Source organism: Rhizobium sp. L9, assembly GCF_002531885.1.
Taxonomy (GTDB): Bacteria; Pseudomonadota; Alphaproteobacteria; order Rhizobiales; family Rhizobiaceae; genus Rhizobium.
Window position 1 is genome coordinate 46,141 of the sequence record NZ_NWSZ01000017.1, and the last position, 12,868, is coordinate 59,008.

Sequence of the window (12,868 nt, forward strand, 5' to 3'; positions counted from 1 at the left end):
CTGCCTTCTCTGTTTCCCCATCTTTCGCGCGTGGGGAGTGGCACCGAGCTGTTGCGAACCGCCGGATTGCAGCCTTCGAGCCCGCGCCAATTTGCACTTCATATATTAGTATAACCTGAATATTACGGAATATTCATTACAAAAATTTAAGCCATTATAACCACTTAGTGATCGCAACACGGGAATTATGTCTTTTTTGCGCCGCAATATAAGCGGCTCAATCAAAGCATAAATTTGCACCCGTGCTCAAACCCCGGTCTCACCCATGAAGAAATTTTGGATCACCGTCAGCTTTGTCGCAATCGCCGCGGTCGGCGTTTGGCAATTCGGGAATCTCGTCCCTTATGCCGCGCACATTCCCTACCTCTCGCAGCTCATCAAGCAGCCGGCCGGCGGCAATGGCGGCGGAAGGCAGGCACAGGGCGATCAGACGCAGGCCGATCAGGCGCCGACCGACCAGAGCGGGAATGGCGGGCAACACCAGGGTGGCGGACGCAGACTCGGAGGTGGTGGCCCGACCGTCGTCAAAACAGTCGCTGCGGTGAAAACGACGCTGCCGACGGATGTCACCGCGTCCGGCTGGGCCGATGCCGACGACAATACGACCATGGCCGCACAGGAACAGGGCCTGGTCGTCCGCATCAATGCGCAGGATGGAGCCACCGTCAAAGCCGGCGACCTTATCGCCAAGCTCGACGACCGGACGGCGAAGGCGGCGGTCGACAAGGACAATGCGATGATCGTCCGGGATACGGCAACGCTTTCGGCAGCCGAGACCGCCCTGGTCCGCGCACAGGACCTGTTCGACCAGAAGGCGGGCACCCAGCAGAGCCTCGACCAGGCAAGAGCTGCCCGCGACACCGCCGCGGCCACAGTCGAGGCTGACAAGGCCACCCTGGCCTCGGATCAAATCACCCTCGAGAATACGGATATCCGGGCGCCCTTCGACGGCCGGCTCGGCGATATTGCCGTCAGCAAGGGCGCCTTCCTCAATGCCGGGTCGGCAATCGTCACCATCGCGAAATACGATCCGATCTATGTGAAATTTCACCTGCAGGAGCGCTATCTGCGCGTCCTGAAGAAAGCGCTGGCAGCCGGCCCGGTCGAGGTCAGCACAGTTCCCGCTTCCTCCAAGGGGCAGGTGCGCAAGGGCGAGGTCAGCTTCTACGACAACACGGTCGACACGGCCTCGGGCACGATCTTGGCCAAGGCGAAATTCGAGAATGCCTCCGGTGCGCTGTGGCCCGGCCAATCGGTCAATATCGTCGTGCATTTCAACAACGACGAACAGCAGGTGGTGGTGCCGACGGTTGCCGTCAGCCCCGGCCCGGACGGGTTCTTCGCCTTCGTCGCCAAGGACGGCAAATCGCATCTGACGCCGGTCACCGTCGCCCGCGCCAATGGCGGCTTCACCGCTATCGAATCGGGTCTTCAGCCCGGCGACCATGTCGTCATCGAAGGCCAGGGCCAGCTCAGCGACCAGCAGGCAATCAACGAGCAGTTCGACGACAAGACGCTTGACGTCGCGTCTGCCGAAGAGCCTCGGCAACTGCGGCAGTCCGAGACGATCGCGGTGGGAGCTCAGCAATGATCCCGAATTTCTGTATCCAGCGCCCCGTCGCAACGACGCTGCTTGCCATCGGCGTCATTCTGGCCGGTCTTGCCGGCTACGGGCTCGTGCCGGTTGCAGCCCTGCCGCAGGTTGATTTTCCGACGATCAACGTTTCGGCGCAGCTGAGCGGTGCTTCGCCGCAGACCATGGCGACCTCGGTTGCCACGCCGCTGATCAAGCAGTTCGAGACCATTCCCGGGATCAGCGAAATCAGCGCCTCGAGCTCGCTCGGCAGCACCAGCATCGTGCTGCAGTTTGATCTCAATCGCGATATCGATGCGGCTGCTGCCGATGTGCAGGCGGCGATCTCACACGCGACGCGGCAACTGCCCGACAACCTGACGACACCACCGAGCTATCGCAAGACCAACCCGGCCGATGCGCCTGTGATGCTGCTCTCCGTGCAGAGCAACACCATGCCGCGCAGCAAGCTCGACGAGATCGCCGAGGACATCATCTCGCCATCGCTTTCGACGCTGCCCGGCGTTGCCCAGGTCAGCGTCTATGGTGCGCAGACCTATGCTGTACGAGTCGAGGTCGATCCCAACAAGCTGCTCACACGCGGCATCGGCATCGATACCGTCAACAAGGCGCTTTCTGCCGCCAACAGCCAGCAGCCTGTGGGGACGCTGCAGAACAATGCCCAGAGTATGACGATCACCGCGAATACGCAGCGCACCAATGCCGACCAATTCCGGTCGCTCGTCATCGCCAATCCGAACGGCGCCCCGATCCACCTCGGCGACATCGCCGATGTGCAGGACGGCGTCGAGAACCAGTATACCGGCAGCTGGTATGACGGCCAGCGCGGCATCATCCTAGCCATCCAGCGTCAGCCGGATGCCAACACGGTCGATGTCGTCGATGCGATCAACGCCAAGCTGCCACAACTGCACGCCGAAATTCCGTCTTCGGTGACGACCGTGGTCATGAACGACGCCGCAAAACCCATTCGCGCCGCCATCGCCGACGTCAAGTTCACACTCTTCCTGACGATCGGCCTCGTCGTTCTGGTCATCTACCTCTTCACCGGCCATGCGACGGCAACGATCATCCCGGGGCTTGCCGTTCCGCTGTCGCTGATTGCGACCTTCGGCATGATGTATGTGCTCGGCTACAGCATCGACAATATTTCGCTGCTCGGGCTGACACTGGCGGTGGGGCTCGTGGTGGACGACGCGATCGTCATGCTCGAGAATATCCTGCGCCATGTCGAGGAAGGCATGCCGGTGCGGGAGGCGGCGATCAAGGGTGCCGGCGAAGTCAGCTACACGATCATTTCCATGTCGGTTTCACTGATCGCGGTCTTCATCCCGATCCTCCTGATGGGCGGTGTCGTCGGCCGTGTGTTCAACGAGTTCGGCATGGTGGTCGCTATCGCCATCATCTCGTCGGCCATCGTTTCTCTGACCGTGACGCCGATGCTCGGCTCGCGCCTCTCCAACAATCACAGCCGGCCGCCGCTTTTGATCCGCATTTTCGATGCCGGTTTCGAGCGGACACTCCGCGGCTACGACAGGTCGGTGGCCTGGTGTCTTCGCCATCGTGTCACGATTCTCGGCGTGTTCCTGGGCTCGGTGGCTCTGACGGTCTATTTCTTCATGACGCTGCCAACGAGCTTCTTCCCGCAGGAGGATATCGGCCGGCTGACGATCAGCACGCAGGCTCGGCAGGACATTTCCTATTCCGCCATGGAGGCGCTGCAGCAGCAGGCGGCAGCCGCCGTCAAGGCGAACCCGGCCGTCAACCACGTGATGTCGACGATCGGCGGCAATCCGAACAAACCGCAGAACAACGGCTCGATGTTCGTCGAACTCAAGGACAAGAAGGAGCGCCCGCCGCTTGATCAGACGTTGCGCGAGCTGCGCACCGCGATCAACAAGATCCCCGGATTGCAGGCCTTCGTGACGCCGAACCAGAGCCTGCGCTTCGGCGGACGTCAGGCCGCCAGCCAATATCAACTGGTCATCCAGGCGCTGAGCGCCGACCAGACCAACCTTTGGGCCGGCAAGATCCAGGCGGCGATGCGTGGTGACCGCGAGCTGTTCACCGATGTGACCTCGGATGCTCAGAACAACGCCCTGCAAGCTAATATCGTCATCGATAGCGAGCGGGCGGCCGCCTACGGGATCGACAACGATACGCTGCGCACGACACTGCAGGAATCCTTCAGCGGATATACGGCGGCGGAGATCCAGTCGACCGGCGACAGCTACGACGTCATCGTCGAATACGACACCAGCAAACCCTGGGACGACCAGAAGCTGTCGGAGATTCGCGTCGCCTCGTCCAATGGCAGTCTGGTGCCGCTTTCGAACTTCGCGCACGTGCAGCGCACCACCGGCCCCGTGACGATCAACCAGACGGGCCAGCTTGTCTCGACCACCGTTTCCTTCAACCTGCCGGAAGGCGTTTCGCTCAGCGACGCGACGGCAGCGATCGACCAGATCAAGAAGGAGATCAGCCTGCCGGCCGATGTCTTCACCTCCTATGGCGGCACGGCCGAGATCTTCGAACAGTCGCAGGGCAATACGCCCTATCTGATCCTGGCGGCGGTGCTGACCATCTATGTCGTGCTCGGCGCGCTCTATGAAAGCTTCATCCATCCGCTCACCATTCTGTCCGGCTTGCCCGCGGCTGCCTTCGGTGCGCTGCTTGCCTTGAAGATCGTGGGCTTCGACCTGTCGATCATTGCCCTCATCGGGCTGCTGATGCTGATCGGCATCGTTAAGAAGAACGCGATCATGATGATCGATTTGGCGGTGGAGACCATGCGCACGACCGGCGAAAAGGCGACGTCGGCGATCCACGAGGCCTGTGTGCGACGCTTCCGACCGATCATGATGACGACCTTCTGCGCCCTGCTCGGCGCGCTGCCGATCGCACTCGGCACCGGCGCCAGCTCGGAGCTGCGCCAGCCGCTCGGCATAGCCGTCGTCGGCGGCCTCGTCGTGTCGCAGTTGCTGACGCTGTTCATCACCCCAGTCATCTTCGTCGAGATGGACCGGTTCGGCCATTTCCTCGGCCGGCTGATGGGCCAGAAGAAGGTCGAGGAGCCGGTGCTGCAGGAGACAAGGGCGCTGGCCGCCGAGTAAGGCGTTCTGACGCTACCGGGCCTTGCCTGTCCGCTTCTTGCCCTCCGAGCGGCGAAGAAGCGGGCGCGGCAACGGGTCTCGATCTTCAAATCCACTTGAATGTGTCACGCCCCTGTGGCATCAACCGCCCTCCTTGATCCGGGCGTCCTTACGCCTTTGCGGAGTGCTGCTCCGTCTCCAGCAACAATCGGCATGAAGAGGTGCGGGCATGGCTCAGGCGCTGGGTTTCGACTTCGGCACGACGAATACGGTTCTCGCCATGGCGGATGGCGGGACAACGGGTTCGATGACGTTCACAAGCGCGGCCGGGACGGCCGACAGCATGCGGACGGCACTCTCCTTCATGAAGGACGCCCAGCTCGGCGCCTCGGCGCTGAAAGTGGAGGCGGGCCATGCGGCGATCCGGCAATTCATCGACAATCCCGGCGAATGCCGGTTCCTGCAGTCGATCAAAACCTTTGCGGCAAGCGCACTGTTCCAGGGCACGCTGATCTTCGCCAAGCGGCACAATTTCGAGGACCTGATGGAGATCTTCGTGCGGCGCCTGCGCAACTATGCCGGCGACAGCTGGCCCTCGGATGTCAGCCGCATCGTCACCGGCCGGCCGGTGCATTTCGCCGGCGCCAGCCCCGATCCGGCGCTCGCGACCGAACGCTATAACGAGGCGCTGTCGCGCTTCGGCTTTCCCGAAATCCACTATGTCTACGAGCCGGTCGCCGCCGCCTTCTATTTCGCACAGAACCTGAAGCAGGATGCGACGGTGCTGGTTGCCGATTTCGGCGGCGGCACGACCGACTATTCGCTGATCCGCTTCGAAACCGTCGCCGGCAGGCTGACGGCAACGCCGATCGGCCATTCCGGCGTCGGCGTCGCCGGCGATCATTTCGACTATCGGATGATCGACAATATCGTCGCGCCGCTGATCGGCAAGGGAAGCCATTTCAGGAGCTTTGACAAGATTCTCGAAGTGCCGTCCAACTACTATTCAAGCTTCGGCCGCTGGAACCAGCTGTCGATCTTCAAGACCACGCGGGAATTCGAGGATCTGAAGAAACTGGTGCGCACCAGCCTTGAGCCGGAAAAGCTCGAAATCTTCATCGACCTCATCGATCATGACGAAGGCTATCCGCTCTACCAGGCGGTGTCGGCGACGAAGATGGCGCTCTCGGCTGCCGACGAGGCGCCTTTCGAATTCGCGCCGCTTGGCCGCGGCGGACAGCGCAGCATCAAGCGCCGCGACTTCGAAAGCTGGATCGCCGAGGATCTCGCCCGCATCGAAGGCGCCCTCGACGAGGTGCTTGTAAACCGAGACGAAGCCTGCTGACATCGACAAGGTGTTCCTGACCGGCGGCACCTCCTTCGTGCCGGCGGTGCGCCGCATCTTCACCGAGCGCTTCGAGCGCGACCGGATCGAAAGCGGTGGCGAACTGCTGTCGATCGCCCATGGTCTGGCGCTGATTGGCGAACGCGACGACATCGCGCAATGGACTGTGCAATAAAGCGGGCAAGCGCGGCCAACGTGCCGCCCGCCCTTTCAATGCCACGATCTCTTCGCTAGATTTGCCGTATGATCTCCGCCAACGACCTTTCCCCCGCCGAGCTTGCAGCACTTCTGCATTTCCATGCGGATGCCGGTGTGGAATGGCTGCTGGAAGAAGAGGCGGTCGACCGCTTCGCCGAATTCGAGGCGATGAAGGCGGCGCGCCGTCCGGCCGCGCAGACGCAGCAGGAATCATCTCCCGCTGAGCAACGTCCGTCGCCTGGGCAGCGCCAGATATCGCCTCGTCCGAGTGCAGCAGCACGTCCGACCCCGGCCGCCGGGCCGCAGCCGGCAATCCCGGACGGCGAGGCCGTGCAGCAGGCGCGTTTCGTCGCCGAAGCCGCACGGTCGCTCAGCGAGCTGAAGACCGCAATCGAATCCTTCAACGGCTGCAATCTCAAGCACAGCGCCCGCTCGACCATCTTTGCCAGCGGCGACCCCGGCAGCGGCATCATGGTGATCGGCTCGGCGCCGAGCGCCGAAGACGATCGTGAAGGTACGCCCTTCTCGGGAAAATCCGGCCAGTTGTTCGACAAAATGCTGGCGGCGATCGGACTTAGCCGTGCCAGCGTCCTGCTGACGCAGGTCATTCCCTGGCGGCCGCCCGGCAACCGCGCGGCGTCGCCGGCCGAAATGGATATCTGCCGACCCTTCATCGAGCGGCAGATTGCGCTCGCCGAGCCGCAGGCGATCCTGCTGCTCGGCAATTTCGCGGCGCGGTTCTTCTTCGGAGAAAACGATACGATTCACGGCTTGCGTGGCCGCTGGAGGGAAATTGCCGTCGCCGAGCGCGTCATTCCCGCCATCGCCAGCCTGCATCCTCAGGATATGTTAACCGCACCTGTCAACAAACGGTTGGCCTGGAACGACCTGCTGATCTTTCAAGCGAAACTTAACTCGCTCTCTTTGCTTAGAAATTAGTCGAAGTGAACCATTGATAAAATGATCCATGCGTATTTCGCATGGCTGCATCGCGTCACGATGCATTGCAGAATCGATGTTGCACTGCAATATAAAGCCGTGTCTTGGGAGGAATTACAGGAACCAAGGCCATGAACAAACGATTTCGTCCTATCCATTGCGGGTTTGAAACCCTTCGTCTCGCCGGCGACCAGATTCGTTCCACTCACGGCTATAGCCGCTTCGGTTTTGCCGCGAACGAGCAGATGGTTGCCCGCGGCACCGGCATCAACAGCCGCACGGCACGTCCGAACGCCATTTTTTCCGACTTCCAGCAATATTAACCGGCGGGCGCTGCCGCGCCGCGCATCTTTTCGGAGGCATAAAAGGCCTCCATTTAAGGAATCGCGCAGCCGCCTGCCCGTTCATGTCAGAGTAAGCCACCATGTCGACGATCCTGCTGTCGCTTCTGCGTAAAATCGAAACCTTCGAACATATCCGCGTCGCGGTCTGCGCCGCACGGGAATATGAGCGCGAGCTGTTGGTCAGGCCTGCCGATGTCGCCTCGGATCTTGGCGCGAGTGCAGCGGCGATCGTTCTCTGATCAGACTGCTATTTCTTCGATCCGGGCTTTCGCCCATTCGAAGGCTTCGTCGACATAGGCGAACTTGACGGCCTGCCAGGCGCAATATTCTTCGACAAAATCCCGCGATATCCAGAGCCGCGTCTTGCGCGGCTCGTCATGCCAGCCGACGCAGCCGCGCTGCGCCGCCTTCGCCAAGAGCCGCTGCAGGTGCGTGCGCGACATCATGAAATCGGCGGCGAGCGCGCGGGTTTCGACGCGGCCGACGACAAACCTGTCAGACGCGGTGTTCTCGATATCCATCCGGCTGATCAAGTTGTCGACGACGAGGCCGCCGGCTTCCGTCCAGAGAAATTGCGCCACCTGCTCCGGCGGCTCCCGCCAGGCGGCGTCTTCCAGGCAATGGCGGGCGATGCGCGGCTGAACAAGCTTCATCAATGCTGGATTTGCCTGGAAAAAGGCCGCCCTTTCGCCGCCGTCCAGCAGGTCGAGCGCCGCCAGATTGGCGTGAATCCAGCCAAACATTGCCTGGTGGCTGACAATGGCCGGTTCAAAATGCCGTGGGCGGCGCCGCTCGTCGCCAGGCGTGTGAGCGATGAAGCGGTAGGTATAAAGTTCTTCAATGAAAGCGAGCACGGTGTTACGGCTCGCCACCTTGTGTGCGGTGATGCGGCCGGTCAGCCGAACGGCGGTGAAACCCGACGTCGGGTCGCGCGGATCATATTCCAGGTGGAGAGCATAAGCGGTCTGTGTCAGGAGCCAGCGCTGATGGGAGGCGAGCAGTCGCGCCAAACGTGGACCGGCGTCGAACATGCTGCGCGTCTGCCCAGCCAGAAAGCGGATGCTCATCAAAAAGGAGCAGTTCCCCGCCAATTGCTCCGCCGTCAACGCCATTATGCTTTTCTCCATCTCCGCTCGCCGGCCAGCGTTCAGAGCAGTAATATCGAAAGCCGCAAACCGGCTCATTCAGACATGCATAGCATTGAATAAATGATAGTTTTTCATGTTCAACAATCATATTCCGCAGGTCGACGCCATCCCAAGAATTCGCCATTCTTTTCGCTCACCGGAAGCAAGCCTCGCATGACGGCAATCTCGGCGTTAAATAGTGCCGGTCGGCACCTCAGGCTTGCGGCGTCGTCGCCTTGCGCGCCTCTCGCTGTTCGATGCCCAGCTGATGCTCGCGATAAATGATGAAGATACCGGCAGCAACGACGATGACGGTACCGATCAGCATTGTGACGGTCGGCACGTCGCCGAAGACGAAGTAGCCGACGATACCGCCGAGCAGGATCGACGTATATTCGAACGGCGCGATGGTGGAGACATCTGCATGGCGGTAGCTTTCCGTCAGCAGAATCTGGGCGACGCCGCCGCAAAAACCGGCAGCGACCAGATAAAGCGCCGACGGCCATGGCAGGACGAGCCAACCGAAAGGAAGGGAAGCCAGCGAGAAGACCGACGCGGTCAGCGAAAAATACAGCACGATCGTCGCAGTCTTCTCCTCTTCGACGAGCCGACGCACCTGGATCATCGCCATGCCGCCGAGAACGGCCGAGAGCAGCACGCAAAGCGCGCCGACGGCCTGTTCGGCTTCCATACCGCCGTCACGAAACAGCGTCAGCTTCGGCCAGGAGACGATGGCGACGCCGACGATGCCGACGAGAACGGCGCTCCAACGATAGATGCGTACGGTCTCGCCGAGAAAAACCGCGGCGAAGATAACGGCGACGAGCGGCAAGGCGTAGCCAAGCGCGATCGCCTCCGGCAGCGGCAGATGCAGCAGGCCATAAAAACCGAAAGCCATCGACAGGATGCCGATCGTGCCGCGCTTCAGGTGGCCGAGCGGGTTGGCGGTGTGGAAGGCTGCGCGCAGCTGGCCGATATAAGCGAGATAAGCCATGATCGGGAAGAGCGCGAAGAAGGACCGGCAGAAGGTGACCTGGCCCGGCGGGATATCCGGGCCGGCCAGCTTGATGAAGGTCTGCATGGCCAGGAAGACCACGACCGACGAGACTTTCAGCGCAATGCCTCTCATCGGGTTTCTGAGAACCGAGTGCATGATCCTGGCTCTGATGCTGACTTAAAAGGAATGGGGAGACGCATCCGACTTGGGGACGCGGCGAGTGACGTCTGTCATCCTAGCTAAAGAAAATCGATATGGGCGAAAATTTATCGCTTTTCGCATCCAATCCGACTGATCAGGCGGGAGAGCGGCGCTGCGGCGCTCGATCCGATATAACGCCTTTCGGCCGACAGCCACGTTCATCCGGCTCCCATAGATATTTTGCCTGCGAACTTCGCGTTTGCGGGCAATTTGCTTTAACTTTAGTTCAGACTTTAATGTAATCATGCCCGTCAATTTAGGCAGAGTGCGCCCGCCTCTGTATCCGCGGTTGTCAAATAACGGTCTTCAGGAAACACCATGCGAACAGATACCGGCCAGGTCATTCATCTGGCAGATTACCGTCCCACCGACTTCGTGCTGGAACGCGTGGACCTGACATTCGAACTTGATCCGACCGAGACAAAGGTCGAAGCGCGTCTCATCTTTCATCGTCGTCCGGGCGCCGACATTGCGGCGCCGATCGTGCTCGACGGCGACGAGCTGACGCTGGCGGGACTGCTGTTCGACCAGGTGGAGCTTGACCCTTCGCGTTATGATGCGACGCCGGAAAGCCTGACGGTGCGCGACTTGCCGGAAAGCGCGCCCTTCGAGCTGACGATCACCACGATCATCAATCCCGAGGCCAATACCCAGCTGATGGGTCTCTACCGCACCGGCGGCATCTACTGCACGCAGTGCGAGGCGGAGGGCTTCCGCCGCATCACCTACTTCCCCGACCGACCGGACGTGCTTGCGCCCTATACGGTCAACATCATCGCCGACAAGGACGCCAACCCGCTGCTGCTGTCGAACGGCAACTTCCTGGGCGGCGCCGGCTACGGCCCCGGCAAGCATTTCGCTGCCTGGTTCGACCCGCATCCGAAGCCTAGCTACCTTTTCGCCCTCGTGGCCGGCGATCTCGGCGTCGTCGAAGACACCTTCACCACCATGTCCGGCCGTGAAGTGGTGCTGAAGATCTATGTCGAACACGGAAAGGAGCCTCGCGCAGCCTACGCGATGGATGCGCTGAAACGCTCGATGAAGTGGGACGAAGAGCGGTTCGGGCGCGAATATGATCTCGACATCTTCATGATCGTCGCCGTCTCCGACTTCAACATGGGGGCGATGGAGAACAAGGGTCTCAACGTCTTCAATGACAGATACGTCCTTGCCGATCCCGAGACGGCGACCGATGCCGACTACGCCAATATCGAAGCGGTCATCGCGCATGAATATTTTCACAATTGGACCGGCAACCGCATCACCTGCCGTGACTGGTTCCAGCTGTGCCTCAAGGAAGGCCTGACGGTCTATCGCGACCAGGAATTCTCCTCCGACCAGCGCTCGCGCCCGGTCAAACGCATCGCCGATGTGCGCCATCTGAAATCCGAACAGTTTCCGGAGGATGGCGGCCCTCTGGCCCATCCGGTGCGGCCGACGACATATCGCGAGATCAACAACTTCTACACGCGGACTGTCTACGAGAAGGGCAGCGAAGTCACGCGGATGATCGCCACACTGCTCGGCAAAGACGCTTTCAAGAAGGGCATGGACCTCTATTTCGACCGCCATGACGGTCAGGCCGTGACCATCGAGGACTTCGTCAAATGCTTCGAGGATGCGAGCGGGCGCGACCTGACGCAATTTTCGCTCTGGTACCATCAGGCCGGCACGCCGCTCGTCACCGCATCGGGCAGCTACGATCCGGCGGCCAGCACCTTCACCCTGTCGCTCGAACAGATGGTTCCGGCAACACCCGGCCAGTCGAGCAAGGAACCGATGCATATTCCGCTCAGCCTCGCGCTGTTCGGCGAAAACGGCGGCATGATCGAAGCGAGCTCGGTCAGCGGCGCCGAATATGCCGGCGAGGTGCTGCACCTGACCAACCGCGCCCAGACGGTGGTATTCCACGGCATCGGCTCGCGTCCGGTCGTCTCGATCAACCGCAGCTTCTCGGCGCCGATCAATCTGCATTTCGATCAGAGCCCGGCCGACCTTGCCCGCCTCGCCCGGTACGAGACGGATCATTTCGCCCGCTGGCAGGCGCTGACCGACCTGGCGCTGCCGAACCTTCTCAAAGCCGCCCGCGACGCGCTTGAGAGCAAGCCCGTCGCCTGCGAGTCGACCTTCGTCGAGACGCTGATTGCGGCTGCCGCCGACGAGAGCCTCGAGCCCGCCTTCCGCGCTCAGGCGCTGGCTCTGCCGAGCGAATCCGATATTGCCCGCGAACTCGGCAGCAACAACGATCCCGACGCGATCCATACCGGCAGGCAGGCGATCCTGAAACAGATCGCCGATGCCGGGAAGGATGTTTTCGCCAGCCTTTACGCGGCAATGACGACCTCAGGCACCTTCAGCCCGGATGCCAGAAGCGCCGGCCTGCGCGCCCTGCGCAATAGCGCGCTGACCTATCTCTCATACGCGGAACGGACGCCCGTCCGCGCCAAGGCAGCCTTCGACGCAGCCAACAATATGACCGATCTCAGCCATGCGCTGACGATCCTCGCCCATCATTTCCCCGAGAGTGCGCAAACGAGCGAAGCACTGGCCGCCTTCCGTGAGCGCTTCTCAGAAAACGCGCTCGTGATCGACAAATGGTTCTCGATCCAGGCCGGCGTTCCAGGCGCCAAGACCTTGGATCGGGTCCGCGCCCTGATGGAGAATTCGCTGTTCAAGCGGACCAATCCGAACAGGATGCGGGCACTGGTCGGCACCTTTGCCTTCGCCAATCCGACCGGCTTCGGTCGTGCCGACGGAGAAGGCTACCATTTCCTGGCCGGCGAGATTCTCCAAATCGACGAGCGCAACCCGCAGCTCGCCGCCCGGATTCTTACCTCGATGCGCTCCTGGCGTTCGTTGGAGCCGACGCGTGCCGCTCATGCACGCGCCGCATTGAGCAAGATCGAACAGGCGCCCAACCTTTCCCCTGACGTTCGCGACATCGTGGAGCGCACACTTAAAGGGTGATTTGCCGAACCGGCCGCCGCACATGATGTGACGGCCTGGTCGCCCGGTGCTTCGAATCGCCCAA

Annotated in this window: 8 protein-coding genes and 1 pseudogene; 7 read left to right on the plus strand and 2 right to left on the minus strand. The window is 61.4% G+C overall.

All coding sequences use genetic code 11. From position 1 onward, the window contains the following. Positions 1 to 265: 265 nt before the first annotated feature. From CO660_RS17550 to CO660_RS33335, 6 genes and pseudogenes are all read left to right on the plus strand, one after another. The gene (locus CO660_RS17550; protein WP_097599806.1) at positions 266 to 1,591 is read left to right on the plus strand and encodes an efflux RND transporter periplasmic adaptor subunit; all 1,326 of its coding nucleotides are present in this window, start codon (positions 266 to 268) and stop codon (positions 1,589 to 1,591) included. After that, positions 1,588 to 4,707 carry an efflux RND transporter permease subunit gene (locus CO660_RS17555; protein ID WP_097599807.1) on the plus strand — a complete coding sequence of 1,040 codons (3,120 nt, stop codon included), beginning with the start codon at positions 1,588 to 1,590 and terminating at the stop codon, positions 4,705 to 4,707. Before CO660_RS17550 ends, CO660_RS17555 begins: the two co-directional genes overlap by 4 nt. Positions 4,708 to 4,915: 208 nt before the next feature. Then, a pseudogene (locus tag CO660_RS17560) lies at positions 4,916 to 6,206 on the plus strand (Hsp70 family protein). Positions 6,207 to 6,274: 68 nt separating this feature from the next. After that, positions 6,275 to 7,168 (plus strand): uracil-DNA glycosylase, encoded by an 894-nt coding sequence (locus CO660_RS17565; protein ID WP_097599808.1) that lies wholly within the window; start codon positions 6,275 to 6,277, stop codon positions 7,166 to 7,168. A 131-nt stretch (positions 7,169 to 7,299) separates the two neighbouring features. Continuing rightward, positions 7,300 to 7,491 carry a hypothetical protein gene (locus CO660_RS17570; protein WP_097599809.1) on the plus strand — a complete coding sequence of 64 codons (192 nt, stop codon included), beginning with the start codon at positions 7,300 to 7,302 and terminating at the stop codon, positions 7,489 to 7,491. 101 nt (positions 7,492 to 7,592) lie between these two features. Then, positions 7,593 to 7,751, plus strand: a complete 159-nt coding sequence (locus CO660_RS33335; protein ID WP_176536307.1) for a hypothetical protein — start codon at positions 7,593 to 7,595, stop codon at positions 7,749 to 7,751. Here CO660_RS33335 and CO660_RS17575 read toward each other — a convergent pair whose 3' ends face one another. Further along, positions 7,752 to 8,624, minus strand: a complete 873-nt coding sequence (locus CO660_RS17575) for a hypothetical protein (RefSeq protein WP_097599810.1) — start codon at positions 8,622 to 8,624, stop codon at positions 7,752 to 7,754. It lies immediately after the preceding gene. 229 nt (positions 8,625 to 8,853) lie between these two features. After that, the gene (locus CO660_RS17580) at positions 8,854 to 9,792 is read right to left on the minus strand and encodes a DMT family transporter (RefSeq protein ID WP_097599811.1); all 939 of its coding nucleotides are present in this window, start codon (positions 9,790 to 9,792) and stop codon (positions 8,854 to 8,856) included. A gap of 363 nt (positions 9,793 to 10,155) precedes the next feature. Between CO660_RS17580 and pepN the strand changes: the two genes are divergently transcribed. Then, the gene (gene pepN / locus CO660_RS17585; protein ID WP_097599812.1) at positions 10,156 to 12,804 is read left to right on the plus strand and encodes an aminopeptidase N; all 2,649 of its coding nucleotides are present in this window, start codon (positions 10,156 to 10,158) and stop codon (positions 12,802 to 12,804) included. Positions 12,805 to 12,868 lie beyond the last annotated feature (64 nt).

What these genes read in the sequence shown, in the direction of transcription:
- CO660_RS17550 (WP_097599806.1), top strand. Translation starts at nt 266, where the DNA reads ATGAAGAAATTTTGGATCACCGTCAGCTTTGTCGCAATCGCCGCGGTC.
- CO660_RS17555 (WP_097599807.1), top strand. Translation starts at nt 1,588, where the DNA reads ATGATCCCGAATTTCTGTATCCAGCGCCCCGTCGCAACGACGCTGCTT.
- CO660_RS17565 (WP_097599808.1), top strand. Translation starts at nt 6,275, where the DNA reads ATGATCTCCGCCAACGACCTTTCCCCCGCCGAGCTTGCAGCACTTCTG.
- CO660_RS17570 (WP_097599809.1), top strand. Translation starts at nt 7,300, where the DNA reads ATGAACAAACGATTTCGTCCTATCCATTGCGGGTTTGAAACCCTTCGT.
- CO660_RS33335 (WP_176536307.1), top strand. Translation starts at nt 7,593, where the DNA reads ATGTCGACGATCCTGCTGTCGCTTCTGCGTAAAATCGAAACCTTCGAA.
- CO660_RS17575 (WP_097599810.1), bottom strand. Translation starts at nt 8,624, where the DNA reads ATGGCGTTGACGGCGGAGCAATTGGCGGGGAACTGCTCCTTTTTGATG.
- CO660_RS17580 (WP_097599811.1), bottom strand. Translation starts at nt 9,792, where the DNA reads ATGCACTCGGTTCTCAGAAACCCGATGAGAGGCATTGCGCTGAAAGTC.
- pepN (WP_097599812.1), top strand. Translation starts at nt 10,156, where the DNA reads ATGCGAACAGATACCGGCCAGGTCATTCATCTGGCAGATTACCGTCCC.